This window comes from Streptomyces rubellomurinus (assembly GCF_000961885.1).
Lineage (GTDB): Bacteria > Actinomycetota > Actinomycetes > Streptomycetales > Streptomycetaceae > Kitasatospora > Kitasatospora rubellomurina.
Genome location: NZ_JZKH01000067.1, coordinates 1 through 25118, shown reverse-complemented (window position 1 = coordinate 25118; position 25118 = coordinate 1). Strand labels below are relative to the sequence as shown.

General features: G+C 73.9%; 25 protein-coding genes and 1 riboswitch. Of the genes, 19 read left to right on the top strand and 6 right to left on the bottom strand.

Annotation, left to right across the window (positions count from 1 at the left end; translation table 11 throughout):
* Positions 1–70: 70 nt before the first annotated feature.
* From VM95_RS44685 to VM95_RS26930, 3 genes are all read right to left on the bottom strand, one after another.
* Entirely contained in the window at positions 71–649 is a 579-nt protein-coding gene (locus VM95_RS44685) for a hypothetical protein (protein ID WP_045701312.1), read from the bottom strand.
* Between the two features lie 127 nt (positions 650–776).
* Entirely contained in the window at positions 777–1355 is a 579-nt protein-coding gene (locus VM95_RS26935) for a rhodanese-like domain-containing protein (RefSeq protein WP_045701310.1), read from the bottom strand.
* Positions 1356–1381: 26 nt separating this feature from the next.
* Complete coding sequence (locus VM95_RS26930) at positions 1382–2131, bottom strand: sulfite exporter TauE/SafE family protein (RefSeq protein ID WP_045701308.1); 750 nt, start codon at positions 2129–2131, stop codon at positions 1382–1384.
* Between the two features lie 425 nt (positions 2132–2556).
* Here VM95_RS26930 and VM95_RS26925 point away from each other — a divergent pair, with 425 nt between their 5' ends.
* The gene (locus VM95_RS26925) at positions 2557–3942 is read left to right on the top strand and encodes an MBL fold metallo-hydrolase (protein WP_045701306.1); all 1386 of its coding nucleotides are present in this window, start codon (positions 2557–2559) and stop codon (positions 3940–3942) included.
* Between the two features lie 199 nt (positions 3943–4141).
* On the opposite strand, the gene VM95_RS26920 is transcribed toward VM95_RS26925, so the two are convergent.
* Together VM95_RS26920 and VM95_RS42815 are read right to left on the bottom strand one after the other, a co-directional pair.
* Complete coding sequence (locus tag VM95_RS26920; RefSeq protein WP_045701304.1) at positions 4142–4420, bottom strand: dsRBD fold-containing protein; 279 nt, start codon at positions 4418–4420, stop codon at positions 4142–4144.
* A 49-nt stretch (positions 4421–4469) separates the two neighbouring features.
* Complete coding sequence (locus tag VM95_RS42815) at positions 4470–4610, bottom strand: hypothetical protein (RefSeq protein WP_157882229.1); 141 nt, start codon at positions 4608–4610, stop codon at positions 4470–4472.
* A 291-nt stretch (positions 4611–4901) separates the two neighbouring features.
* Between VM95_RS42815 and VM95_RS26915 the strand changes: the two genes are divergently transcribed.
* The 7 genes from VM95_RS26915 (at position 4902) to VM95_RS26895 (ending at position 9520) form a co-directional block, all read left to right on the top strand.
* Complete coding sequence (locus VM95_RS26915) at positions 4902–5888, top strand: Acg family FMN-binding oxidoreductase (RefSeq protein ID WP_045701302.1); 987 nt, start codon at positions 4902–4904, stop codon at positions 5886–5888.
* Complete coding sequence (locus tag VM95_RS45695) at positions 5833–6375, top strand: acetate--CoA ligase family protein (RefSeq protein ID WP_078860581.1); 543 nt, start codon at positions 5833–5835, stop codon at positions 6373–6375. The genes VM95_RS26915 and VM95_RS45695 overlap by 56 nt, the downstream gene beginning before the upstream one ends.
* 116 nt (positions 6376–6491) lie before the next feature.
* Entirely contained in the window at positions 6492–6698 is a 207-nt protein-coding gene (locus VM95_RS41870; RefSeq protein WP_045701300.1) for a CBS domain-containing protein, read from the top strand.
* Positions 6699–6707: 9 nt separating this feature from the next.
* Positions 6708–7310, top strand: coding sequence for a CBS domain-containing protein (locus tag VM95_RS26905; RefSeq protein WP_052707606.1), 603 nt, complete (start codon positions 6708–6710; stop codon positions 7308–7310).
* Positions 7311–7587: 277 nt separating this feature from the next.
* Positions 7588–8265: a response regulator gene (locus tag VM95_RS26900; protein WP_045701297.1), complete on the top strand. Its 678-nt coding sequence runs from the start codon at positions 7588–7590 to the stop codon at positions 8263–8265.
* A 153-nt stretch (positions 8266–8418) separates the two neighbouring features.
* The gene (locus VM95_RS41865; RefSeq protein WP_107073112.1) at positions 8419–8511 is read left to right on the top strand and encodes an SHOCT domain-containing protein; all 93 of its coding nucleotides are present in this window, start codon (positions 8419–8421) and stop codon (positions 8509–8511) included.
* 25 nt (positions 8512–8536) lie between these two features.
* Positions 8537–9520 carry an Acg family FMN-binding oxidoreductase gene (locus tag VM95_RS26895; protein WP_045701295.1) on the top strand — a complete coding sequence of 328 codons (984 nt, stop codon included), beginning with the start codon at positions 8537–8539 and terminating at the stop codon, positions 9518–9520.
* On the opposite strand, the gene VM95_RS26890 is transcribed toward VM95_RS26895, so the two are convergent.
* Positions 9517–10644: a GAF domain-containing sensor histidine kinase gene (locus tag VM95_RS26890; protein WP_244178960.1), complete on the bottom strand. Its 1128-nt coding sequence runs from the start codon at positions 10642–10644 to the stop codon at positions 9517–9519. The two genes, VM95_RS26895 and VM95_RS26890, sit on opposite strands and share 4 nt — an antisense overlap.
* A gap of 64 nt (positions 10645–10708) precedes the next feature.
* Between VM95_RS26890 and VM95_RS26885 the strand changes: the two genes are divergently transcribed.
* The 11 genes from VM95_RS26885 to VM95_RS26835 all read left to right on the top strand — a co-directional run.
* On the top strand, positions 10709–11755 hold the full coding sequence (locus tag VM95_RS26885; RefSeq protein WP_045701293.1) for a zinc-dependent alcohol dehydrogenase family protein: 1047 nt from the start codon (positions 10709–10711) through the stop codon (positions 11753–11755).
* A 33-nt stretch (positions 11756–11788) separates the two neighbouring features.
* On the top strand, positions 11789–12484 hold the full coding sequence (locus VM95_RS39160) for a helix-turn-helix domain-containing protein (protein WP_052707604.1): 696 nt from the start codon (positions 11789–11791) through the stop codon (positions 12482–12484).
* Between the two features lie 203 nt (positions 12485–12687).
* A complete protein-coding gene (locus VM95_RS26875; RefSeq protein WP_045701290.1) occupies positions 12688–13395 on the top strand; it encodes an alpha/beta fold hydrolase in 708 nt (235 codons plus the stop codon).
* A gap of 286 nt (positions 13396–13681) precedes the next feature.
* Positions 13682–16066 (top strand): sensor histidine kinase, encoded by a 2385-nt coding sequence (locus VM95_RS26870; protein WP_045701287.1) that lies wholly within the window; start codon positions 13682–13684, stop codon positions 16064–16066.
* Between the two features lie 555 nt (positions 16067–16621).
* Complete coding sequence (locus VM95_RS26865) at positions 16622–17443, top strand: SDR family NAD(P)-dependent oxidoreductase (protein WP_045701285.1); 822 nt, start codon at positions 16622–16624, stop codon at positions 17441–17443.
* 516 nt (positions 17444–17959) lie between these two features.
* The gene (locus VM95_RS26860) at positions 17960–19489 is read left to right on the top strand and encodes a hypothetical protein (protein ID WP_157882228.1); all 1530 of its coding nucleotides are present in this window, start codon (positions 17960–17962) and stop codon (positions 19487–19489) included.
* A 178-nt stretch (positions 19490–19667) separates the two neighbouring features.
* Positions 19668–19838, top strand: a riboswitch (cobalamin riboswitch).
* Between the two features lie 212 nt (positions 19839–20050).
* Complete coding sequence (locus VM95_RS26855) at positions 20051–21550, top strand: CoA-acylating methylmalonate-semialdehyde dehydrogenase (RefSeq protein ID WP_045701281.1); 1500 nt, start codon at positions 20051–20053, stop codon at positions 21548–21550.
* A 7-nt stretch (positions 21551–21557) separates the two neighbouring features.
* Positions 21558–22697: an acyl-CoA dehydrogenase family protein gene (locus VM95_RS26850; RefSeq protein ID WP_045701278.1), complete on the top strand. Its 1140-nt coding sequence runs from the start codon at positions 21558–21560 to the stop codon at positions 22695–22697.
* Positions 22697–23770, top strand: a complete 1074-nt coding sequence (locus VM95_RS26845) for an enoyl-CoA hydratase/isomerase family protein (RefSeq protein WP_045701276.1) — start codon at positions 22697–22699, stop codon at positions 23768–23770. Before VM95_RS26850 ends, VM95_RS26845 begins: the two co-directional genes overlap by 1 nt.
* Entirely contained in the window at positions 23767–24651 is an 885-nt protein-coding gene (mmsB, locus tag VM95_RS26840) for a 3-hydroxyisobutyrate dehydrogenase (RefSeq protein ID WP_045701274.1), read from the top strand. Before VM95_RS26845 ends, mmsB begins: the two co-directional genes overlap by 4 nt.
* Positions 24648–25118 (top strand): enoyl-CoA hydratase-related protein (locus tag VM95_RS26835; RefSeq protein ID WP_045701272.1); only part of this gene is annotated, 471 nt, incomplete at its 3' end. The genes mmsB and VM95_RS26835, both read left to right, overlap by 4 nt.

Here is a 25118-nt window from a genome sequence, read left to right as displayed (position 1 = left end):
GACGACCGTAGCCGAGACGACTGACGACGGCGCCCGGTCCGCGACGGCCCCCGGACGCTCCGCTCATGCCTCAGCCGGTGCGGACCCAGGCGGCGAAGTCGGCGGCGAGTCCGGGCGGGTTGGCCGCCTCGGTCCGACGGGCGATTCCCTCGTAGTACTCCAGTTCGTGGAGGACCACGGGCACCGGCCTGCCGAGGGTGCTCTCGATGGTGCCGTCGTCGTGGAGGTCGAGCGCGAGCCGGACGCAGGCCTGGTTGAAGGTGGCCTCGATCAGTGCGGCGGTCGGCCCGACGACGGTCACCCAGTCCTCGGGGTCGGGGGGCTCGTCGTACCAGAGTCCGAGTTCGGAGATCCAGCGGTGACGCGCCGCGGCGCCGTCCGGGTCGCGGGTGAGGTCGCCGATGACGGTGAGCTCGTTCTGGAGCCAGAAGGCGTAGTTCCAGCGGGCTTCCGCCTCGTCGGAGGCGTTCGCGACGCTGCGTCGGAACTGGGCTTCGGTGTTGTAGCCGATGGTCAGGGTGGGCTGTCGCGGGTCGTCCCTCTCGTCGTCGATGAAGAACGAGATGACGTAGACGTCCGCCGCCTCGGCGGCCGTGATCGAGCTGATCGCTCGCGTGGCGAGCGTGCGGAGGTGGTCCTGGAAGGCCAAGGGCCGGGGCCTTTCGTGTGCGGTCGCTGACGTCGGGGCGCGGGTCCGTCCCCAGCTCCTCGACCACGACGGCGGGCGCCGTGATCGAGGAGCTTACGTCGGTGCCGACGGGCCCGGGCCGCGGGGGTCAGCGCGCCGGTGGGGTGGCCAGGGCGGTGAGGGCGTCGTCGAGGGTCGGGGTGCCGGGGCGGGGGCGGTTGAAGGGGAGCCTGCCGAGGGCCCGGCCCATCGCGCAGGTGTCGGTGACGGCCGAGAGGACCAGCCCGGCGCCGATCGCGGCGGCGAACCAGCGGGCGCCGGGCAGGGCGAGGCCGGCGAACAGGCCGACCAGGACCAGGGAGCCCGCCGCGAAGCGGACCTGGCGGTCCATCGCCCACACCGCGCGGGCGCCCGCCGGGCGGTTCAGCGGGTGCCCGTCCGCCGCCCAGGCGTTGGTGCCGCCGGTCAGGACGAGGGCGGCGATCCCGGCGTCCGCGAGCTGCCGGCAGGCGGTGGCGGCGCGCTGTCCGGAGGCGCAGACGACGGCGAGGTCGCCCCGGTCGGCGGCCCGGCGCAGGGCGGGCAGGGCGCGGTCGAGCTGGTCGAGCGGGACGTTCAGCGCGCCGGGGATGTGGCCGGCGGCGTACTCGCCGGGGGAGCGGACGTCCACGAGGGCGAGCTGCCCGAGCCGGGGGCGGAGCTGTTCGACGGTCAGCGGCGTGGTCATGGGGAAGAGCCTTTCGGTACGGGTGTTCAGACGAGTGCGGTGACGAGCATCAGCGCGGCGACGGCGAGCAGCGCGAGCGCGAAGGCCCGTTGCAGGGTGCGTCCGCTGAGCCGGTCGGCGAGCCGTTTGCCGTCCCAGGCGCCGAGGACGGCGGCGCCGGCGAAGGGGGCGGCGACGGCCCAGTCGACGGCCCCGGCGGAGCCGAGGCGGGGGAGCAGGGCGGCGAGCGAGTTGGCGGTGATCACCAGCAGGCTGGTGCCGACCGCCTCGGCCATGGTGAAGGCGAGGACGGAGACGAGCGCGGGGACGGCGAGGAAGCCGCCGCCGACGCCGAGCAGCCCGGTGACGGCGCCGAGCCCGGTGCCCGCCGCCGCGGCCGGGCCGGTCCCGGCGGCGGAACGTTCCGGCGGCTGCGCGCTCGGTGGCCGCAGCATCCGCCACGCCGCCAGCGCCGCCAGGACGGCGAACGCGCCGGTCAGCAGCGCGCCCGGCAGGTGGACGGACAGCGCCCCGGTGGCCGCGGCGGCGGGCAGCCCGGCGGCGGCGAACAGCGCGCCGGTGCGCCAGCGGACCCGGCCGGCCCGGGCGTGCGCGAGCAGGGCGGTGAGCGAGGTCGCCGCGACGATCAGCAGGCTCGCGGTGGTGGCCAGTGCGGGGCTGAAGCCGAGCAGGTAGACCAGGGCCGGGACGGCCAGCATGCTGCCGCCGCCGCCGAGCCCGCCGAGCGCGAGGCCGACCACGGCCCCGGCGGCCAGTGCCAGCAGCAGCGCGGTCATCCCACGCCCCCGGCGGTGTCGGCGAGGAGCAGGCGGTGGGCGTGGCCGGGGGTGGTCTGCCCGGGGGCAGGCGGGAGCTGGGGCATGGCTTCTCCGGTGGTGCGGGGTGGCGGGGTGGGCCGGGCGGCGATGGCGCGTCGGGGTCGGCGCGTGGCGGCTCGGTGGAGCGGCGGCCTGCTGGCTCGGCGGCTCGGCGGCGCACGCGGGTGTCTGTTCGGCTCCGCCCGTACCCGTTTCGGTCGGCGGCCGCCGGTTCCCCCCTCGACGGCCACCATAGTACCCCCGGGGGTATTATCGGAATCGCTCGAGATACCCCGCCCCGTATTCGACCTCGGTGCCCTATGCTGGCGAACATACCGGGGGGGGTATCGGTTCGAGTCTCAGGACAGCATCGCGGCGCCCGGCGCCGACCAGGAGGATTCCCCGTGTACTTCGCCCAGTTCTACCTCGACTGCCTCTCCCAGGCCTCCTACCTGATCGCCGACGAGCGCACCGGCCGGGCCGTCGTGGTCGACCCCCGCCGGGACGTCGACGAGTACGTGGCCGACGCCGCGGCGCGCGGTCTGACCGTCGTCGGCGTCATCAACACCCACTTCCACGCCGACTTCCTGGCCGGTCACCTCGAACTGGCCGACCGCACCGGCGCCTGGATCGGCTACGGCCGCCGCGCGGAGACCGAGTACCCGATCCGCAAGCTCGCCGACGGCGAGCGGATCGAACTCGGCGACGTCACCCTGCAGATCATGGAGACCCCCGGGCACACCCCCGAGTCCATCAGCGTCCTGGTCTTCGAACAGCCCGACGACACCGTCCCCTACGGCGTCCTCACCGGCGACGCCCTGTTCATCGGCGACGTCGGCCGCCCCGACCTGCTCGCCTCCACCGGCGTCACCGCCGACGAACTCGGCGCCATGCTCTACGACAGCGTCCACCACAAGCTGATGGCCCTGCCCGACGAGACCCTCGTTTTCCCCGCCCACGGCGCCGGCTCCGCCTGCGGCAAGAACCTCTCCACCGAGAAGCGCTCCACCATCGGCGCCCAGCGCCGCACCAACTACGCCTGCCGGCCCATGGACCAGGACACCTTCGTCCGCATCGTCACCGCCGGCCAGTCCACCGCCCCCGCCTACTTCGGCCACGACGCCGCCCTCAACCGCCAGGACCATCCCCTGCTCGACCCCACGAACGCCGCCTCCCCCCTGTGCCCCGAAGGCTTCAAGGAGGCCCGCGCCGTGGGCGCCGTCGTCCTCGACACCCGCAGCCCCCAGGACTTCGGCGCCGGACACCTGCGCGGCGCCGTCAACGTCCCCCTCGACGGCCGCTTCGCCGAACAGGCCGGCACCGTCCTCACCCCCCACCGCACCATCGCCGTCATCGCCCCGCAGGACCGCGAGAACGAGGTCATCACCCGCCTCGCCCGCATCGGCTTCGACCACATCGCCGGCTACCTGCGCAACCCCGCCACCGCCCTCCCCGCCCTCGCCGACCACCTCACCCCCCCCACCCGCCTCACCCCCGACCAGCTCCGCACCGCCCTCACCGACGAGCAGCCCGCCACCGTCCTGGACGTGCGCACCTGCGGCGAACGCGAAACCGGCGCCATCGACGGCTCCCTGCACATCCCCCTCGCCGAACTCCCCACCCGCCTCGACGAGATCCCCACCGACCGCCCTCTGGTCGTCCACTGCGCCAGCGGCCACCGCTCCTCCATCGCCGCCAGCCTGCTGCGCCACCACGGCCACCCCGACGTCTCCGACCTCCTCGGCGGCTACACCGCCTGGCACACCCTCACCCACCCCACCCGGCCCTGAACCCAGTCGTGGCGGTGAGCCGAGGCGGCCAGGACCCGGTGACCGCAGGGGCCCTCCCGTGGCTGCGATCGGTCCTGAGCGTTCTTCTCCGTGCGGTGGTTGACCGGAGGCCGGAGGCCGGCATCAGCGCGTCGGACGGTTCTGCCCCCGTCGCCCTACGGGGGCAGAACCCGAAGACATCGGCGTCGACAAGGCGTTCTCAGCCGTCGACGAAGTGGTCGTTCTCAGCCGAGTCCGAGAGGCCGGCCCGCAGGAGCTGGTGGCCGAGGTCGATCAGGGCGCGGGCGGCTGCGTACTCGTCACCGATCTCGGGCACCGGTGGGTCGTGGGGGTTGCGATGGGCGGTGGTGCGTGCCTCCAGGGTGTTGTCGCCGGTGTCGAGGACGGCGTGGACCTTGGTGGTGTCGCCCTCCTCGAAGAGGTCGAGGCGCAGGGTCCACTGCTTGGTGCGTCTTGGTGCCGTTGTGCTCGCATTCATCTCCGGTCCTTTCGGGGCCGGGCGGGCGAGGGGTGCCCGGCCGGTCGGGTCAATCGCCCCGGGTGATCTCGATCGTGCGTGCGGGCTTCCTGGTCTCGCCGATCGGTGCGCGGACGGTCAGGGCGATCGTCCGCCCGCCGGCGATGCGCATCAGCTGCTGGGTGGTCCTGCGGGAGTCGTCGGTCGGCACGGCCGCGCCTCCGGTGTTCAGGGCCCCGCACGGTGAACCGGGCCTCTGACCTCCAGCAGGCCGCCGCCGGGCGCGCGGCGGCAGGGCCGTTCGGCCCGCCAGTGGGCCCCCATGGCAGGGCCGGTCGGGGTGTGCCCGGAGCTGCCGGCCCCGCCCACTCGGTGAGGAGCACGCCCGCAGCATTCGGTGCTGCCTGCCCCGCGGCTCAGGGCCGTTGGACCCTCGCCCGGCACCGCTGATTCGGCGGATCCTGGAATCACCGGCGCCCCCGCCTGCAGGGAGTGAACCACCATGACCACCGGAACCGCCCTCACCACCGCCGACCTGCACCTGCTGGCCGAAGCCGGCGGCGCGGCGCCCTCGCTGCACAACAGCCAGCCCTGGCGCTTCCGCCCCACCCCCGACCTGCTCGGCCTGGAGGTCCACGCGGACCTCGACCGGGCCGTCCCCGTCGCCGACCCCGATGGCAGGGCCCTGCACATCTCGATCGGCGCCGCGGTGTTCAACCTGCGGGTGGCCGCCGCCCACCTCGGCCGCGAGGCCGCCGTCCGACTGCTGCCGGCCGGCGCCGACGCGCAGCCGCGAGCCGTCCTCGACCTCTCCGCCCCGGCCCGTTCGGCGCAGCCCTTCGGCGCGGACCTCTACCCCGCCATCGCGGGACGCCACTCCAGTCGGCAGCCGTTCACCAACCGGGACGTCCCCGAGGCACTGGTCGCCGACCTCATCACGGCTGCCCGGGACGAGGGCGTCATGCTCACCCTCCTGGAAGAACACGGCGTACGCCGCGTGCTCACCCTCACCTCCGAGGCCGAGGCCCGCATCGCCGCCGACGTCAGCCGTGAGGCTGAGACCCGCCGCTGGCTGCGCCTGGAACCCTCCTACGACGGCATCCCACTCGCTGCCCTCGGCTCGCACGACCGCGACGCCCACGTCCCGATGCGAGGCTTCGCCGGCCACCCACCGCGCCACACCACCCCAGCCGAACGCTTCGAGGCTCTGCCCCAACTCGCCACCCTCACCACCCACCTCGACACCCCGGCCGACTGGCTGCACACCGGACAGGCGATGGAGCGCGTGTGGCTGCTCGCCACCGCTCGTGGCCTGCGTGCCTCCGTGCTGCACCAGGCCGTCGAGATCCCCGACACCCGCTGGCGCCTGCGCGACCCCGCCGAGGGGCCCGGGCACGTCCAGCTCGTGCTGCGTCTCGGCTACGGCCCGCCCGGTGCCGTCAGCCCGCGGCGCACGGTGGAGGACATCCTCGACGAGGCGAACGGATGACCGGTACGGGCGGAGCAACCGCGGACCCGCCGGTCGGTCGGGCCACCGGTCGGTCCGGCTCGCCCCGCTGAGCGAGCGCGACCTGACCGCCATGGTCATCGAACTCCGCAGCGCACCAATGCTGTTGGGCACAGGCGGGGCGCCGCCCGTGGACCTCGCGACGGTCCGCTCCGTCCTCGCTCGGCTGTCCCGGCTCGCCGAGGACTTCCCGGAGTTCGTCGAGGCCGACCTCAACCCGGTGATCGTCCGCCCGGACGGCGCGCTGTGCGTGGACGCCCGCGTCCGGCTCGAACGCCGACCGGACGCACCCGAACCCGCAGCGACGCCGCGGCGCTCTGCCTCCAGATCGCTCGCATCGAGGGGCTGTCCGGCCTCGCCGACCACCTCGTCTGGGATCTCGACGACAGCGGGCAGCCGGCCGGCCGCTGATCTCACCCCGACTCACGGCCGCAGTCGATCATCGGGCGGGCGTGGCCGGTCTCGATGAGGAACTTGCTGCCGGTGACGGTGCCCACGCCGCCGAGGAGGGACCGTCCGGCCCTGTCCACCGGCTTCGGACGGACTGACAGTGGAGGCGTGACCACCCGAGGAGGAGTGAGGACGATGCAGCACCGCAGCGTCAACGACGTGATGACCCGAGAGGTCGTCACCGCCCGGCCCGACACACCGTTCAAGGAGGTCGCGGGGCTGTTCCACCGCAACGACATCACCGCGATCCCGGTGGTCGCCGTCCACCACACCCTCGACTGGATCGAGGACGACACCGAGCAGCACCTGGAACACCCCCGCGCCTACCGTGCGGCCACCTAGGAGGCCACCGTGACCAGCACACCGAGCACCGTCGCCGACGTGATGACCCATGCCGTGGTCGCGGTCGGCCGCGACGCGGACTTCCGAGAGGTCGCCGAGACCCTGCAACGCTGGCAGGTCAGCGCGGTCCCCGTGCTGGCCGGCGACGGCCGGGTGATCGGAGTGGTCTCGGAGGCTGACCTGCTCATCGCCCGGGAAGGCGACGGCGAGCGCGCCGACGCCCTGACGGCCGGCCGGATGATGTCCGTCCCGGCGGTCACCGTGCACCCCGACAGCCCCCTCAACGAGGCAGCGCGGGCCATGGCCCGCGGCCACCTCAAACGGCTCCCGGTCGTCGACGGGGAGGACTACCTGGTCGGCATCGTCAGCCGGGGCGACCTGCTCAAGGTCTACCTCGGCGACGACCGCGAACTCGCCGACCGGGTCCGCTTCGAACTGACCGCCACCCTCGGCCCGGAGGCCGGACTGGGTACCGACGTGCGCTCCGAGAACGGCCGGATCACCCTGACCGGCGGCCTGCCGGACACCGTCTCGGCCGCCGTCCTGGAACGCCTGGTGCGTACCGTGCCGGGCGTCGTAGGCGTCGAACTCCGGCTCACCACGCCGGCCTGACCGGTGCATCACGCGTGTCCGGGTGCGTGCTCGCTGCCGACGCCGCCCGCGGCCCCTGCCCGGTGGTCCCGGTCCGGCGGTCCCGGAGGGGTCCGGCGCGCCCGGGCCGCCGACGTGCTGGTGGCGGGCACCGCCTCGGCCCAGTCACCCCGGCGGTGGTCCACCGCGCCTGGTGCCCGGTCGCCGTCGTACCGCGCGGCTGATCACGGTGCGTGGGAAGGCCCTGGCGCGCAGAATCGGTGGTGTCACCGCCAGCGTGCACCCAGGGAGCCAGGCCATGGACACACCCCAACCCGTCCGGGTGTTCCTCCTGGACGACCACGAAGTGGTCCGGCGCGGTGTCCGTGACCTGCTGGAGGCCGAACCGGACATCGAGGTCGTCGGCGAGGCCGGCTCCTGCGCCCAGGCCCTCGCCCGGGTGCCCGCGCTGCGCCCCGACGTCGCCGTGCTCGACGTACGCCTCCCGGACGGCGACGGCGTCACCGTCTGCCGGGAGCTTCGCGACCGGATCCCCGACCTGGTCTGCCTGATGCTGACGTCCTTCGACGACGACGACGCCCTGCTCGACGCGATCATGGCCGGTGCGGCCGGCTACGTGCTGAAGCAGGTCAGGGGCGCCGACCTGGTGAGCGCGGTGCGAACGGTGGCCTCGGGCCAGTCGATGCTCGACCCGGCGACCACGCACAAGCTGATGGAGAGCCTGCGCCACCACGAGGAGAGCGGGATCGACGCCGCACTCGCCGGCCTCACGCCGCGCGAACGGGAGATCCTCGCCCTCGTCGGCGAGGGCAAGACCAACCGGCAGATCGGTCAGGAGCTCTACCTCGCCGAGAAGACCGTGAAGAACCACGTCTCGCGCCTGCTCGCCAAGCTCGGCGTCGAACGCCGCCTCCAGGCCGCCGTCCTCGCCGCCCACGCCGAGGAGCCCGGGCAGCGTCACCAGCGCCCGCAGTGAGCGCCGCGAGCACGGCCGTCGGACCCCGACGATCGGACCGATCGGCCCAAGCGCGGCTGCGGTCCCAGGCCGCACGGTGGTGGTGAAGCGGAGCCTCACCACCCGGCGGCTCCGCCGACCACCGGCGCGTCCGAACGGCCCACCCCCGAGCGGCTGCTCGCAGAGCGCCTGGCCCGCGGCGAGATCGACCCCGACGAGTACCGCCAGCGCCTGGACGTCCTTCGCGGCGGGCCCGACTCCGCCTGACCACGCCCCATCCCCGGAGACGGCCATGACCACCCACACCCTCGACGCCGCCGCACTGGAGAAGCTCGTCTCAGCAGCGGTCGCCGCCCCCTCGATCCACAACAGCCAGCCCTGGCGCTTCAGGCTCCGGCCGGAGACCTCGACGCTGGAAGTCCGCGCCGCCCGCGAGCGAGCCGTCCCGGCCGCCGACCCCCGAGGCCGGGCGATGCACATCTCCGTCGGCGCGGCCGTCCTCAACCTGCGCGTCGCCGCCCGTCACCTCGGCTGGGCACCGGACGTGCGGCTGCTGCCGGACCCGGCCGAGCCGGACCTGTTCGCCGCCATCGGCCTCGACACCCCGGCCACGGCGTCGCCGCCCGGCACCGAAGAGCTCTACGAGGCGATCTGGCACCGCCACTGCGTCCGTACACCCTTCACCGACGAACCCGTTCCACCGGTCGTACTCGGCCACCTCGTGTCGGCCGCCCGAGCGGAGGACACCACCCTCCACCTGCCCGACCACGAGGAGACGGCCCGGCTGCTCCACCTCACTGCCGAGGCCGAGCGCCGCAACACCACCGACGCGGTCCAGCGCACCGAGAGCCGCACCTGGATCCGCAGCGCGAACGTGCCGCCCTACGGCATCCCGACCAGCGCACTCGGCCCTCAGGACCGTACGGGCCACCTGCCCATGCGGGACTTCGCCGCCATCCGCCCCGCCGAGCACCAGGCGCCCGCTGCCTTCGAACACGATCCGCGCCTCGCCGTGCTCACGACGGACCATGACACCCCGACGGACTGGCTGCGCGCCGGGATCGCCCTGGAACACGTCCTGCTCGAAGCCACCGTCCACGGCGTCCGCGCCTCCCTGCTGCACCAGGCGATGGAATGGCCTGAACTGCGCTGGGTCGCCCGCGATCCGCACCAGCGTCCCGGCCACGTGCAGATGCTGATCCGCCTCGGCTACGGTCCCGAGGGCGCCCCCACGCCCCGCCTGGCCGCCAGGGACGTCCTGGACGGGGAGGCCTAGGGTTTCGGCAGCGGCACCCGCCACTCCAACGCGGTGCCGCCCTCGGGGCGGGTGCGGGCGGTGAAAGTGCCGTCCAGCGCGGCGGCACGGTCGGCCAGGTTGGCGAGTCCGCTGTGTCGGCCTCCTTCGGGGAGGCCGACGCCGTTGTCGGCCACGGTGAGGATCAGGTCCGTACGGGCGGCGACCGAGACCTCGACCGCGCTGGCCTGCGCGTGGCGGGCGGCGTTGGACAGCGCCTCCTCCAGGACGGCGACGGCCGCGTCCGCGATCTCGGCGGGCACGGTGGCGTCGAGCAGGCCGCTCATCCGCAGGGCCGGGGTGAAGCCGAGGGCGTGGGCGGCGCGTTCGACGACCTCGACGAGCCGGGCACGCAGGCCGGCCGCTGCCGGGCCGGACTCGCGCAGGCGTAGGCCGAAGATGGTGGCACGGATGGTCCTGGCGGTCTCGTCCAGGTCGTCGATCGCCCGCAGGACGCGGTCGGTGGCCTCGGGGTGGTCGATGAACCGGGTGGCGCCCTGGAGGGTCATGCCGGTGGCGAAGAGGCGCTGGACGGCCAGGTCGTCCAGGTCGCGGGCGATCCGGTCGCGTTCGCGCAGCAGCGCGATCTGCTCGGAGTCGCGGCGGCGCTCGGCGAGTTCCATCGCGACCGCCGCCTGCCCGGCGAAACCCAGCAGCGGCCCCGACTCGCCCTCGTCGAACAGCGGTGCGCCGGCCGCGCGGGCCAGCATCAGCACACCGCGGATCCCGCGCTCGGAGGTGCCGGTGGGCACCGCGACCGCCGGGCCCAGGCCCTCCCAACGCGGTGGACCGGCGGTGATCCTCGGGTCCTTCTGGACGTCGGGGCTCACCACCAGCCCGCCGGTGCGAACGGCCGCGCCGACGAACGAGCCCTCCACCGGGAGCACCAAGCCACTGTGCTGCCGAGCGCCGAGGCCGACGGCGATCCGCACCTCCAGATCTCCGGTGTTCGGCAGCGGCAGGGCGACGACGGCAAGTTCCGCACCGGCGATCTCGGTGGCCCGGGCGAGCCAGCCTAGGCGCGCAACCGGTGCCGCGCCGGGCGTAAAGGGGGCCCATCGGCCCAGCGGGACGACCCCACCGGCCCCGGCGGCAGGCCCGGCCACGCGCAAACCTGGAAGGGCGAGCGGAACCGCTCCGGCTCCGCCGTCCGAGAGGAGCGACCGGCACATGAAAGCGCTCACCTACCACGGCCCCGGCCGCCGTACCTGGGGGGGCGACGTCCCCGACCCGGTCGTCCGCGACCCGGAGGACGCCGTCGTCCGGGTGGACGCGGTCACCATCTGCGGCACCGACCTGCACATCCTCAGGGGCGACGTCCCCGAGGTCACGCAGGGCCGCATCCTCGGGCACGAGGCGGTCGGCACCGTCACCGAGACCGGGCCGGGGGTGCGCACCGTCGCGGTCGGTGATCGCGTGCTGATCTCCTGCATCTCCGCCTGCGGCCGGTGCGCCTACTGCCGCGCCGGGACGTACGGGCAGTGCACCGGCGGAGGCGGCTGGATCCTCGGCCACCTGATCGACGGCTGCCAGGCCGAGTACGTCCGCACGCCCTTCGCGGACAGTTCCCTGCACAAGCTGCCCGAGGGCGTCACGGACGAGGACGCGCTGCTGCTCGCCGACATCCTGCCCACCTCCTACGAGGTCGGCGTCCGCAACGGCCGGGTCGGCCCGGGCGACACCGTCGCGATCGTCGGCGCCGGCCCGATCGGGCTCGCCGCGATCATCACCGCCCATCTCTACAGCCCCTCGCGCATCATCGCCGTCGACCTCGCCCGGAGCCGCCTCGACGCGGCCGAGCGCTTCGGCGCCGACACCGTGCTCACCACGGCCGAGGCCACCCCGGAGGCCGTCCGCGAACTGAGCCGGGACGGGCTCGGCGCGGACGTCGCGATCGAGGCGGTCGGCGTGCCCGAGACCTTCGAACTCTGCGCCCGCCTGGTCCGCCCCGGCGGCCGGGTCGCCAACGTCGGCGTGCACGGCAAACCGGCGGTGCTCCACCTGGAAGACCTCTGGATCCGCGACGTCACCATCACCACCGGCCTGGTCGACACCCACAGCACCCCGCTGCTGCTCGACATGCTCGCAGTCGGCCGCCTGGACGTCTCCGGGCTGGTCACCCACCGCTTCGGCCTGGACGAGATGCAGGACGCCTACGACGTCTTCGCCGACGCCGGGGACACCGGCGCCCTCAAGGTCGCACTCTTCCGGACCTGACCCGGGGGCACCGGCACACCGAGGAGACCCACTGTGAAGCACATTCCCGACCTCGAAGCCGTCCAACGAGCCGACCCTGCCGCCGTGGCCCGCCGGATCGTCGAGCGACGCGACCAACTCGGCCTGACCGATCCGGTGTTGGCCTACCAGGCCGCGATGGCGCCGCAGTACCTGCGCCACCTGCTGGAGGCCGGGCCGGTATTCGATCCGGCGGCCTTCGTCCGGATCGCCGCCGCCCTCGGCACCACCTGGGCGGCCCTGTTGGAAGGGCGCCCCGACGCCCCTCCAGGCCAGTCGGACCCCGGTCCGCGCCTGCTGCTGTTCCACCTCGCCACACTCCCGATCGGCGTCGGCGTGGCCCTTTCCCCCGCCCTCCACCACGCGGTCCCACTGCGCGGCGTGCTCGCCGCCGGCGTCCTGGGGTGCGCGTTCTCCCTCAGCCTGGCCGGACCGGCCGTCGCCGTCTCGGCCGCGGTACGGCACAAAGCCCAGGTCGTCGGAGCCACCATCGCACTGGGAGCCGTGGGGTTCGCCGTCAACTTCATCGCCCTGGCCTGGCAGCCGGCCAACCCGCTGCGCTACCTGAGCCCGTTCCACTACTACACCCCGGGAGACGCGCTCGCCCAAGGCGGCTTCGCCCGGGGCTCACTCGCCGTGCTCGTGACCGTCGGACTCGCCGGTCTCGGCGCCGCCGTCCCGCTGCTGCTGCGCCGGGACCTCGCGCCCTGACGGCCTGCGGCCGCGAGGGGTGAGACGGAGATCGAGTCGATCCCGGCGTCGACCGGGAATCGGGTGAAGTCCCGCTCGTTGCGCCGTACCGGCCGGGCGGCGTCCTCGTGTCGTCGCGCCTTCAGCGGGCATACAGCCCGGTGTACGTTCGGTTCCCGGCATGCTCCTTCGGGCGCGCGGGGGAGGGGGAAGGTGTCAGCCTCATGATCGGCCCGACCGTCCCGCGGCCGCGGTGGCTCGCTCGCCCTGGTGCGATTCTGCGCGGGGAGGAGGTCGGCGCCGGACCGACCTGTCTCCTGCTTCATGCCGGTGGCGAACGCCGTCAGGTGTGGGCTCCGGTCAGCGACGTCCTCGTCGGTGCCGGGTTCCGCTGCGTGGCCTTCGACCAGCGAGGTCATGGTGACAGCGACGGCCTCGCCCGGGCGCTGTCCCCGTGCGCGGAGGACGTCGCCGCGATGCTGCGCACCGAGCCGCCGGGGTGCGTGGTCGTGGGTGCCTCACTGGGCGGGCTCGCTGCCATCGCCGCCCTCACCGATCCGGCCGCGCGGGCAAGGGCGGCAGGGCTGGTGCTGGTCGACGTCGTGCCCTGCCTCGTGCCCTCCCGAGTCCGCCGTTTCCTCGCCGCCGGCGGTCTGGCCGGTGCCTACACCGAGCTCGTCGAGGACATCCTCGCCCAAGTTCCCCGGCTGCGGCAGGTCACCGCGGAGCTCGACCTGCCCCTGCTGCTCGTCCACGGAGACACCGGTTCATCGGTCACCGCCGAGGACTTCGACCAGCTGTTGCGCCTGGCTCCGCGTACCACGGTCCGGTCCATCCAAGGTGCCGGACACCTCATCGCCCGGGAGCAGCCTGTGTCGTTGGCTCGGACCATCGTCGCCGTCACCACCGCCTGGCGCAGTCCGCAGCGATGACGCCTTGACACCGCGATTGCGCAGGTGGGAACGGTTGCCGCCGGAGCAGTGGGCCTTGTCGCCGGCGGTGCTCCACGACCGCTACCGGGTGCGAGGGCGGCCCGGTCGGCCACTTCCCGCGGTTCTTCCTGTTCGGGCAGGGCGAGGTCGCCCCGGTCACCCGGGAGGTGCTGCGCGAGGCGGAGCCGGACCCCTCCCGGCGCCCGCGCGTCCACGTCGGGTGGGGCCCCTGGTCAGGAAAGGCGCAGCATGGACCTGGAAGCGGAGAAAGGCGGTCGGGACGGCGGTGGCCGGGAAGCTGCGGGTGTTCCTGGGGGCTGCGCCGGGGGTGGGGAAGACGTACGCCATGCTCCGGGAGGGCCGGCGGCTGCGCGGCGAGGGGCTGGACGTGGTGGTCGGCCTGGTGGAGACGTACGGGCGGCGCGGGACGCAGGAGCAGTTGGGGGACCTGCCGGTGCTGCCCAGGCGGCTGGTCCGGTACCGGGGGACGGATCTGACCGAGTTGGACGTGGACGCCCTGCTGGCGCGCCGCGCGTCGCTCGCGCTGGTGGACGAGCTCGCGCACACCGACGTGCCCGGCGGGCGGAACGCGAAGCGCTGGCAGGACGTGCGGGAGCTGCTGGACGCCGGGATCGACGTGGCGACGACGCTCAACATCCAGCACCTGGAGAGCCTCAACGACGTCGTCGAGCAGATCACCGGCGTCGCGCAGCGCGAGACGATCCCCGACGAGGTGGTCCGGGCCGCCGACCGGATCGAGCTGGTCGACCTGAGCCCGGATGCGCTGCGCACCCGGATGGCGCAGGGGGAGGTCTACCCGCCGGACCGGGTCGACGTGGCGCTGGACCACTACTTCCGGGCCGGCAACCTCGGCGCCCTGCGCGAGCTGGCGCTGCTCTGGCTGGCGGACCGGGTGGAGGAGGAGCTGGCCGACTACCGGGCCCGGCACGGCATCCGGGCGCCCTGGGAGACGAAGGAGCGGATCGTGGTCGCGCTGAACGGCGCGGCGCAGGGCGAGCACCTGATCCGCCGGGGAGCCCGGACGGCGACCCGGGTGCACGGGGACCTGATCGGCGTGCACGTCCGACTGGACGACGGCACGGCGGAGCGCGAGCCGCCCGCCCTGGCGGCGCAGCGGGACCTGCTGCGGGAGCTGCACGGCAGCTTCGTCGAGGTGAGCGGCGGCGACGTGGCCCGGGCGCTGGTGGACTTCGCCCGGACGGAGAGCGCCACACAGATCCTGCTGGGGCCGACCAGCCGCAGCCGGCTGCGCGAGCTGGCCACCGGCTCGGTGATCAACCGGGTGATCCGGCTGGCCGGGCCGATCGACGTGCGGGTGCTGCCGCCGCCCGAGCCGGGGCTGCTGACCGTGCCGCCCGCGCCCCGGCGCCGGCGCCCGGCGCTGGTCCCGGTCCGGCGGCGCCGCCTGGCGTGGCTGCTCGGGCCGGCCGGGGTGGTCACGCTGGCCTGGGCGCTGTCGCCGCTGCGCGGCTCGCTGGGCCTGTCCGGCGCGCTGCTGTGCCTGCTGCTGGCGGTGGCGGGGACAGCCCGGCTGGGCGGCCTGCTGCCGGCGGCGGGCGCCACCGCGGCCGGGGCGCTGGCGGCGGACTACTTCTTCACCACGCCGTGGCACAGCCTGACGGTCGGTCGGGGCGCGGACCTCGCGGCCCTGGTGCTGTTCCTCGCGGTGGCCGGGGTGATCGCCCACCTGATCGACGGTCTGACCCGGCGCTCGCAGCAGGCGGGCCGGGCGCGCGCGGAGGCGGCCGTACTCACCAGGCTGGCGGGGGAGACGGTGGAGTCCGGGCCGCGGGTGCTGCCCGATCTGGTGGCGGAGCTGCGGCAGGTGTTCGGGCTGGACGGCGCCGCCGTGCTGGTGCGGACGGGCGCGCTGTGGCTGCCGGCCGCCTCGGCAGGGGCTGCGGTGCCGCTGCGGCCGGAGGAGGCGTCCTTCTCCGTCGACCTGGGCGACGGCGCGGTGCTGGTCCTGCGCGGCACCCCGCTCACCGAGGAGGACACCCGGCTGCTCGGGCCGTACGTGACCCAGCTGAAGCTGGCCCGTGAGCGCGAGCGGCTGGCCGCGCAGGCGTCGGCGGCGGAGGTGCTCGCGCACACCGACGCGCTGCACACCGCGCTGCTGGAGGCGCTCGGGCGGGACCTGCGGGCACCGCTGGCGGCAGTGCGCCAGGAGGCCGAGCGGATGCCGGGCCCGGACGGGCGGCGGGTCGGCGCCCAGGTGGAGCGGATGGAGCGGCTGGTCGCCAACCTGCTGGACCTGAGCCGGCTGCGGGCCGGGGTGATGCCGGTGGTGCTGCGGCCGACCGTGGTGGCGGAGGTGGTGCGGGCCGCTGCCGAAGGCGTGCCGGGCGTGCGGATCGATCTGGGCGCGGGGCTGCCGCGGGTGATCGCCGATCCCGGGCTCCTGGAGCGGGCGTTCACTGACGTCCTGGCGGCGGCGGGAGCGGGGCCCGTGGTGGTCGACGCCGGTGTGGTGGCCGGGCGGGTGGACGTCCGGGTGACCGTTCCCGGCGGCGAGGCCGCTGTCCAGGAGGGGGCGGGGCAGCCGGTGGTACGCGGCTTCGTGGAGGCGATGAACGGCGAACTGGCCGTCGAGGAGGCGCCCGGTGGCGGCACCGCCTACGTGATCAGCCTGGCCCGTGCGGTGGCCTGATGCGGTGGCACCGGACCGGTCGGCGATCCGGCGCGTCGAGATCGCGTCGTGCTTTCGGGCGGTGGCGTCAGGATTCGGTCGAGACGGGCTGGCTGGCGTGTGACAACCTTGGCGGGTGCCGGGAGCGCGACAGGGGTTGGAGCAGGAGTGTCAACGAAGCGTTGGCGGCACGTCAGGGGTTCGTCAGGGAGGGCGAACGGGCTTGCCCCGCGCACCCGGCAGGGCTTTGATGGGGGACATGCACCGCTCGACACGCCACCACGACCGCCCGCCGCATAGCCGGCCGCGGATCGTCGCTGTCGCGGTCGCCACCGCCGTCCGGTAGGACCCGGCTCCTTCCCGCCGGCCGCCGGCCGCGCGCACGGGCACGGTTCCTCTGCCGTCGTCCGTGCGGATCACCGCCGCCCGTCCTCTGTCCCGCGAGGCTCCGAGGGCCGGAGGACGGGCGAGCGCTCTCCACGCATCACACCCTTTTCGCATCGGCGGCCCGGGGGCGTGCAGCTTCGTGCTGCCCGTCGTCGCACCCCGCCGACGCCTTCCACCCTTGGATGGGTCATGTCCGACGCTGTTCTGTCCGCCCGCACCGCCCTCGTCACCGGTGCCTCCTCCGGCATCGGCTGGGAGACCGCCCGGCTACTCGCCGCGCACGGCGCGACCGTGCTCGTGCACGCCCGAACCACCGCCGAGGCGGAGGACGCCGTCGAGCGCCTGGTCAGCGCTGGCGCGCGGCGGGACCAACTCGTCGAGCTGGCCGCCGACTTCACCCGCCTCACCGAGGTCGCCGTGCTGGCCGGCACGGTCGTCAAGCACTACCCGGCGCTCGACCTGCTGGTGAACAACGCCGCCGTGATGGCGCCCGAGCGCTGCACCCTGACCGACGACGGCAACGAGGTCTCGCTGCAGGTCAACTTCCTCGCCGCGCACCTGCTGGCCAAGCTGCTGCGCGCCCCGCTGTCGGCGGCCGGCGACGCCCGGATCGTCAACGTCTCCTCCTCGCTGCACCGCACCGCCTCGATGAACTGGTCGGACCCGCACCGGGTGAAGAAGTACTCCCGGGTCGCCGCCTACGCGCAGTCGCAGCTCGCCCTCACCATGGCGACGGCCGACATGGCCCCGGCCGGCTCCGGCATCACCGCCGTCAGCCTCAACCCGGGCCTGTGCGACACCGCGCTGCTGCCGCTGTACGGGCGGGTCGGCGCGCCGGCCGCCGAGGGCGCGGCGGCCGTCGTCCGGCTCTGCCTGCCCGAGACGGTCGTGGCCAACGGCGCCTACTTCGACGGCGGCGTCATCGCGCCGACCGCGCAGGCGGCCCAGGAGGAGCGCTCGCTGAAGCGGCTGGCCAAGCTCGCCGACCAGCTCGTCGGCCGCGCCGCCTGAAGAACACCCACCCGACGAACGAGAGAGGGGCCACCGTGTCCAAGCGCGCCCGCAAGAAGAAGGCCCGCCGCAAGAAGAAGGCGAACCACGGCCGCAAGCCCGCATAGACCCACCCGGTGCCGCGTGCCACCGGCACCGGGTGCACCTCGGCCCCTGCGGCCTGCCGTCCGCACGGCCGGACGGCAGGCCGCAGGGCCGTGGCATGTGATCGCGCTCTTGTCGCCGACACCGGGCGGGCGCTGCTGCGCGCCGAGCAGCGGTTGGGGGCGGACCGGTCGGGCGGCTCTTGCTCCGGCCCGTCGCGCCAAAGGTGCGTCAAGACGGTCGTCGAAGGCGTCAAGGACGCATCAGGAGCGACGGACGGACGTTCGACAGACCCTACGTTGAGCTGCGAGGAAACGTTTCGCCGCCCGGGCGTGGGGCCCGGCTGCGAACCGTTGCCGGACACCGCCCCGGCGGGTTCCTCCGGGGAAGGTTCGGCGGCCAGTGAAAAACAGGGTGAGGGGGCGCGCGGCGATGCCAAAGGGTACGTCGGGCGGTACGGCGGTCGCGCGGAACGCGGCCGCGTCGGAGACGGCGCGGCAGGAGGCAGCCGCACCACCTGCCGGGTCGCGCGCCTCCGGTCGCTGGTTCGGCAGCTCCTGGCACAACCGGGTGTGGTGGAACACCCCGCGTCTCGTGCGGGGGCTGACCGGCCTGTGCCTGGTGGCGCTGCTCGCCGCCGGGACCGCGGCCGCCACCGTGCTGGGCGGAGCCCGGGACGGCACGGACGCGATCGGCCACCAGGCCGCCCCGCAGGTGGTGCGCTCGGCCGACCTGTACTTCGCGCTCAACGACATGGACGCCCAGGCCGCCAACCTGCTGCTGTTCGGCGCCGACCCGGACTACGCGGCGCTGCGCAAGGCGACCCTGGACACCTACGAGCAGCGGCGCGCCCAGGCCGACAGCGATCTGCAGCGTGTCACGGAGGCGGTCGCCGGCGACGCGGCCGGGCAACGGGCGGTGCAGACCGTCATCGGTGACCTCGGCCAGTACGAGGCGCTGGTGGCCCGCGCCCAGCTGCTGGAGGACCAGGCCCACGCTCAGGCCGGTCGCCCCTCGGCGGACGCCCTCGCCTCCTACCGGCAGGCCACCGACCTGCTGCGCCAGCGGTTGCTGCGGGCCGTCGACGCGGTGACCGACGTCAACGCGGCCGTCGTGGAACAGAACTACACCGATCAGCGGGACGCCCTGGCAGGCGGCTGGTGGATGATCCTGGCCACCGGGCTGCTCGCCCTGGCCGCCCTCGCCCTGCTGCAGCGACTGCTCGCGGTGCGCTTCCGGCGGCTGCTGAACGTGCCGCTGGCCGCCACCACCCTGCTCGCCCTGGCCGGGCTGGTCACCGCGCTGACGCTGACCTCCCGGGCGGACCACCAGCTGGTGGTCGCGAAGAGCAACTCCTTCGACTCGGTGATCGCCCTCAGCCGGGCGCGCGCGGTGGCGTACGACCTCAACGCCGACGAGAGCCGCTACCTGACCGACCCCGCCCGGGCGGCCGCGTACGAGCAGAGCTTCCTCGACAAGACGCAGTCCTTCGCCCGGATCGACGGCGCGACCCTGGCCACGTACGACGACGAGCTCGCCGCGCTGGCCGGCCGGCACCGGGCCGACCACGGCCAGGTCGGGTTCGGAGGGTACCTCGGTGACGAACTGCGCAACATCACCTTCCCCGGTGAACAGGACGCGGCGGAACGGGTGTTGAGCGCGTTCCAGCAGTACCAGCGGGACGACCGGAGGATCCGCGAGCTGAACGCCCAGGGCAAGCTCAAGGAGGCCGTCACCTTCGACACCGGCACCACCCCGGGCCAGTCCAACGCCGACTTCGACGCGCTCGGCGCCGCCCTGGACGACAACCGGGCGATCAACCAGCGGGCCTTCGACGCCGCGGTCGCCACCACCGACCACGACCTCGACGCCACCACGGCCGGAGTAGGGGCGGCGGCCCTGGCCGTCGCGCTCGTCCTGACCGCTCTGGGGGTACGGCCCCGCCTGCGCGAGTTCGCGTGAGCAGAAGCGCCGGTGCGGCCCGGGAAGCCTGACGACCTCTCGGGGGCGCGCTGCGCCCGTCCTGGCAGTGATGGGCCTCGCCGTCATGCCGGCAGGAGCGGCCCCGGATCGGTGTCCAGGGCCGTAGGGCCGGAGCTCGGGGCGGTGCTCTGGACTTATTAGGACGTCCAACTATATGGTCGAGAACAAGGCCCGCAGTGCAGGGAAGCCGGTGTGAGTCCGGCACGGTCCCGCCACTGTGACCGGGGAGCGCGTCACCGCAGTACCAGCCACTGGCAGCCAGCCGGGAAGGCCGGGTGGCGCGCGCTGATCCGGGAGTCAGGATACCGACTGCGGGTGTTCCGTGTTGTCCACGAGGATGGAGCAAACACGCATGGCACCGGTCTGTTCTCCTCCTGGCCCAGGTGATCCTGCGACGGCTGCGGCACACCCGTCACCCTGACGGCTCGTCGCGCCCGGCAGCACCCCGCGTCCCGCACACGCATCGCGTGCCGGACGGCTCCGCTGCCGTGCCCCAGTTCCCTCGGATCCCCCTGACATCCTGACGAGAGCAGGCTTGTGATGATCCGTGAGCTCACCCATTTCATCGGCGGAAAGAACGTCCCCGGCACGTCCGGGGTCTTCGGCGACGTGTACGACCCCAACACCGGCAGGGTCCAGGCCCGCGTGCCGATCGCGAGCCGGCTGGAGACCGAGGCGGCGATCGCCGACGCCGAAAAGGCCCAGGTCGAGTGGGCCGCCTGGAACCCCCAGCGGCGGGCCCGGGTGCTGCTGCGCTTCCTGCAGTTGGTCGAGGCCGAGCGCGAGCCGCTGGCCAGGCTGCTCTCGGCCGAGCACGGCAAGACCGTCGCCGATGCCCACGGCGACCTCCAACGCGGCCTGGAGGTGGTCGAGTTCGCGGCGGGCGTGCCGCACCTGCTGAAGGGCGAGTTCACCGACAGCGCCGGCACCGGCATCGACGTGTACTCGCTGCGTCAGCCGCTCGGCGTGGTCGCCGGCATCACCCCGTTCAACTTCCCCGCCATGATCCCGCTCTGGAAGGCCGCGCCCGCCATCGCCTGTGGCAACGCCTTCGTCCTCAAGCCGTCCGAGCGGGACCCGTCCGTGCCGCTGCGACTGGCCGAGCTGTTCGTCGAGGCAGGCCTGCCGCCCGGTGTGCTGAACGTGGTCAACGGCGGCAAGGAAGCCGTCGACACCCTGCTCGAAGACGCCCGGGTCCAGGCCCTCGGGTTCGTCGGGTCGACACCGATCGCCCAGTACGTGTACGCCACGGCGGCGGCCGCCGGCAAGCGGGCGCAGTGCTTCGGCGGCGCCAAGAACCACATGATCGTCATGCCGGACGCCGACCTCGACCAGGCCGCCGATGCGCTGATCGGTGCCGGGTACGGCTCTGCCGGCGAGCGGTGCATGGCCATCTCCGTCGCCGTTCCCGTGGGGCAGGAGACCGCCGACGCCCTGGTGGCCAAGCTCACCGAGCGGATCGCCGCCCTCAAGGTCGGCGCGTCCCACGATCCGCAGGCCGACTTCGGGCCGCTCGTCAGCCGGGACGCCCTGGAGCGGGTGCGCGGCTTCCTGGACCTCGGTGTGCGGGAAGGGGCCGAACTGGTCGTCGACGGGCGCGATCTGACCGTACCCGGGTACGAGGACGGCTACTTCCTCGGCGCCACGCTCTTCGACCGCGTCACCACCGGCATGCGGATCTACCAGGAGGAGATCTTCGGCCCGGTCCTGTGCGTGGTCCGCGCGGCCGACTACGAGGAGGCGCTGCGCCTGCCGAGCGAGCACGAGTACGGCAACGGCGTGGCCGTCTTCACCCGCGACGGCGACACCGCCCGGGACTTCGCCCGCCGTGTCAACACCGGCATGATCGGTGTCAACGTGCCGATCCCGGTGCCGGTGGCCTACCACACCTTCGGCGGCTGGAAGCGCTCCGGGTTCGGCGACCTCAACCAGCACGGGCCGGACGCGATCCGCTTCTACACCCGGACCAAGACCGTCACCTCGCGTTGGCCCTCAGGGGTCAAGGAAGGCGCGAGCTTCACCATGCCGACGATGGGCTGAGGTCGCCGTGGACACCCTGACGGATGACCAGCTGGACATCGCCGAGACCACCAGGGACTTCGCCCGCGAGCACCTCGCCCCGAACGCCGTGGAGTGGGACCGGGACAAGCACTTCCCGCTGGACGTGCTGCGCAAGGCCGCCGGCCTCGGGCTCGGGGGCGTGTACGTCCGCGAGGACGCGGGCGGCTCGGGGCTGACCAGGCAGGACGGGGTGCTGGTGTTCGAGGCGCTCGCCACCGGCTGCCCGTCCATCGCCGCCTACCTGTCGATCCACAACATGGTCGCCTGGATGGTCGACCGCTACGGCACCCCGGCGCAGCGCTCCCGCTGGCTCCCCGACCTCTGCTCGATGGAGAGCCCGGGCAGCTACTGCCTCACCGAGCCCGGGGCCGGCTCGGACGCCGCCGCCCTGGCCACCCGCGCCGTGCGGGACGGCGACGGCTGGGTGCTGGACGGCGTGAAGCAGTTCATCTCCGGCGCCGGGACCTCCCACCTGTACGTGGTGATGGCCCGCACCGGCGGGCCGGGACCGGGCGGGATCTCCGCGTTCCTCGTCGAACGGGAGGACCCGGGGCTGTCCTTCGGGCCGAACGAGCGGAAGATGGGCTGGAACGCCCAGCCCACCCGGCAGGTCGTCCTGGACGGCGTCCGGCTGCCCGCCGACCGGCTCCTCGGGGAGGAGGGCGGCGGCTTCCGGATCGCGATGAACGGGCTCAACGGCGGTCGGCTGGGAATCGCCGCCTGCTCGCTCGGCGGCGCGCAGGACGCCCTGGAACGGGCCACCGAGTACCTGGCGGAGCGCGAGGCGTTCGGCGCCAAGCTCCTGCACGCCCAGGCCTTGCAGTTCCGACTCGCCGACATGGCAACGGAGTTGGAAGCGGCCCGGTCACTGCTCTGGCGGGCCGCCGCCGCGCTGGACCGGGGCGACCCCCGGGCGCCGGGGCTGTGCGCGATGGCCAAGCGCTACGCGACCGACACCGGCTTCGACGTCGCCAACGCCGCACTCCAACTCCACGGCGGCTACGGCTACCTGGCCGAGTACGGCATCGAGAAGATCGTCCGCGACCTGCGGGTGCACCAGATCCTGGAAGGAACCAACGAGATCATGCGCGTCATCGTCGCCCGCGGCCTGACCGGAGCCGCGTGATGGCCGAGAACGACATCGACGAGGTCCTCGTCCACCGGGAGGGCAGGGCGGGTCTCATCGTCCTCAACCGGCCCGCCGCCCTGAACGCCCTCACCCACCGCATGGTGCGGCTGATCGACGCCGCACTGGACGCGTGGGAGCGCGACGACCGGGTGGAGACCGTCGTGATCACCGGCGCCGGCGAGCGGGCCTTCTGCGCCGGCGGCGACATCGTCGCCATCCACCGCGCCGCCACTGGCGGCGATCCGAGCACGGTCGAGGAGTTCTGGCGGGACGAGTACCGGCTCAACGCCCGCATCGCCCGGTACTCCAAGCCCTACGTCGCCGTGATGGGCGGCATCGTGATGGGCGGCGGGGTCGGCGTCTCCGCCCACGGCAGCGTCCGGATCGTCACCGAGACCACCCGGGTGGCCATGCCGGAGGCGGGCATCGGCTTCGTGCCCGACGTCGGTGGTACCTACCTGCTCTCCCTCGCCCCCGGCGAACTGGGCACCCACCTGGCCCTGACCGCGGGTTCCGCCGGCCCCGGTGACGCCATGCTCTGCGGCCTCGCGGACCACTTCGTGCCCGCCGCACGCGTGCCCGCCCTGCTCGACGACCTCGCCGAGCGCACCGTCCACGACGCGCTCGCCCGACACGTCGCGCCGCCGCCGCCCGCCCCGCTGGCCGAGCAGCGGGAGTGGATCGACGCCTGCTACGCGGCCGGCACCGTCGAGGAGATCCTCGACCGGCTCGGCGACAGTGGTGAGCCCGAAGCCAAGAAGGCCGCCGATCGGATCGGCGCCAACTCGCCGACCGCCGTGAAGGCGACGCTGGCAGCCCTGCGCCGGGCGCGGGCCCTCGGTCCGCTGGAGGCCGTGCTGGACCAGGAGTACCGCACGTCCTGCGCGGCCCTCGCCACGCCGGACCTCGCCGAGGGCATCCGCGCCCAGGTGATCGACAAGGACCGCGCACCGCGCTGGAACCCGCCCACGCTGGACGGAGTCTCGCCCGGCGCGGTGGCGCGCTTCTTCCGCCCCCTCGGCGAGCGGGAACTCGGCCTCGCCACCACCCCACCCCTGGAGCGCTGGTGACCCACCGCATCGGATTCGTCGGACTCGGCAACATGGGCGGCCCCATGGCCGCCAACCTCGTCAAGGCCGGGCACCGGGTGACCGGATACGACCTCGCGGAGGCGGCCCGCACCCGGGCGGCCGACCACGGGGTGGCGGTGGCGGCCTCGGCGGCCGAAGCGGTCACCGGAGCCGACCTGGTGATCACCATGCTGCCCACCGGACGGCACGTCCTGGACGCCTACCAGGAGCTCACCGTCGCCGCCCGGGGCGCGCTGTTCGTGGACTGCTCCACCATCGCGGTCGGGGACGCCCGGGTGGCCGCCGACCTCGCCCGGGTCGCCGGGCACCGGGCCGTCGACGCGCCGGTCTCCGGCGGCGTGGCCGGCGCTGAGGCGGCGAGCCTGACCTTCATGGTGGGCGCCGACGACCCCGACTTCGCCGAGGCCGAGCCGGTGCTGGCCGCGATGGGCCGCCGGGTCGTCCACTGCGGGGCGTCCGGAGCCGGGCAGGCCGCCAAGGTCTGCAACAACATGATCCTCGGCATCTCCATGATCGCGGTCAGCGAGGCCTTCGTCCTCGGCGAGAGCCTCGGCCTGAGCCACCAGGCCCTGTTCGACGTGGCCTCGACGGCCTCCGGGCAGTGCTGGGCGCTCACCTCCAACTGCCCGGTGCCCGGCCCGGTGCCGGGCAGCCCGGCCAACCGCGACTACGCGGCCGGGTTCGCCGCCGCCCTGATGGCCAAGGACCTCGGCCTCGCCGCCGACGCCGCCACCGCCCTCGCCGTGCCGGCCGAACTGGGCCGACAGGCCGCCGAGTTGTACGCCGCCTTCGCGGCGGGCGAGGGCGGCGCACTGGACTTCTCCGCCATCATCACCACCCTTCGGGAGGACGCCGCATGACGTACGAGACGATCCTGGCCGAGCGCAGGGGCCGGGTGGGCCTGATCACCCTCGACCGGCCCAAGGCACTGAACGCGCTGAACACCCGGCTGATGAACGAAGTGGTCGCCGCCGCGCAGGAGTTCGACCGGGATCCGGAGATCGGCTGTCTGGTGGTCACCGGCTCGGAGAAGGCCTTCGCGGCCGGCGCCGACATCAAGGAGATGCAGTCCCTCGACTTCGTCGACGCCTACCTCGGCGACTGGTTCGCCGCCTGGGACCGCTTCGCCGCCGTGCGCAAGCCCGTCGTCGCCGCGGTCGCGGGCTACGCCCTCGGCGGCGGCTGCGAGTTGGCGATGATGTGCGACGTGCTGCTCGCGGCCGACACCGCGAAGTTCGGGCAGCCGGAGATCAAGCTCGGCGTGATCCCGGGCATCGGCGGCTCGCAGCGGCTGACCCGGGCGATCGGCAAGGCCAAGTCGATGGAA

Excerpts from the sequence above, each read along its gene's own strand:
- VM95_RS26920 (WP_045701304.1), bottom strand. The coding sequence starts at position 4,420 with ATGAATGCGAGCACAACGGCACCAAGACGCACCAAGCAGTGGACCCTG.
- VM95_RS26935 (WP_045701310.1), bottom strand. The coding sequence starts at position 1,355 with ATGACCACGCCGCTGACCGTCGAACAGCTCCGCCCCCGGCTCGGGCAG.
- VM95_RS26855 (WP_045701281.1), top strand. The coding sequence starts at position 20,051 with ATGATCCGTGAGCTCACCCATTTCATCGGCGGAAAGAACGTCCCCGGC.
- VM95_RS26915 (WP_045701302.1), top strand. The coding sequence starts at position 4,902 with ATGACCACCGGAACCGCCCTCACCACCGCCGACCTGCACCTGCTGGCC.
- VM95_RS26865 (WP_045701285.1), top strand. The coding sequence starts at position 16,622 with ATGTCCGACGCTGTTCTGTCCGCCCGCACCGCCCTCGTCACCGGTGCC.
- VM95_RS26885 (WP_045701293.1), top strand. The coding sequence starts at position 10,709 with ATGAAAGCGCTCACCTACCACGGCCCCGGCCGCCGTACCTGGGGGGGC.
- VM95_RS26860 (WP_157882228.1), top strand. The coding sequence starts at position 17,960 with ATGCCAAAGGGTACGTCGGGCGGTACGGCGGTCGCGCGGAACGCGGCC.
- VM95_RS41870 (WP_045701300.1), top strand. The coding sequence starts at position 6,492 with ATGCAGCACCGCAGCGTCAACGACGTGATGACCCGAGAGGTCGTCACC.
- VM95_RS26930 (WP_045701308.1), bottom strand. The coding sequence starts at position 2,131 with ATGACCGCGCTGCTGCTGGCACTGGCCGCCGGGGCCGTGGTCGGCCTC.
- VM95_RS26875 (WP_045701290.1), top strand. The coding sequence starts at position 12,688 with ATGATCGGCCCGACCGTCCCGCGGCCGCGGTGGCTCGCTCGCCCTGGT.
- VM95_RS26895 (WP_045701295.1), top strand. The coding sequence starts at position 8,537 with ATGACCACCCACACCCTCGACGCCGCCGCACTGGAGAAGCTCGTCTCA.
- VM95_RS26900 (WP_045701297.1), top strand. The coding sequence starts at position 7,588 with ATGGACACACCCCAACCCGTCCGGGTGTTCCTCCTGGACGACCACGAA.
- VM95_RS26845 (WP_045701276.1), top strand. The coding sequence starts at position 22,697 with ATGGCCGAGAACGACATCGACGAGGTCCTCGTCCACCGGGAGGGCAGG.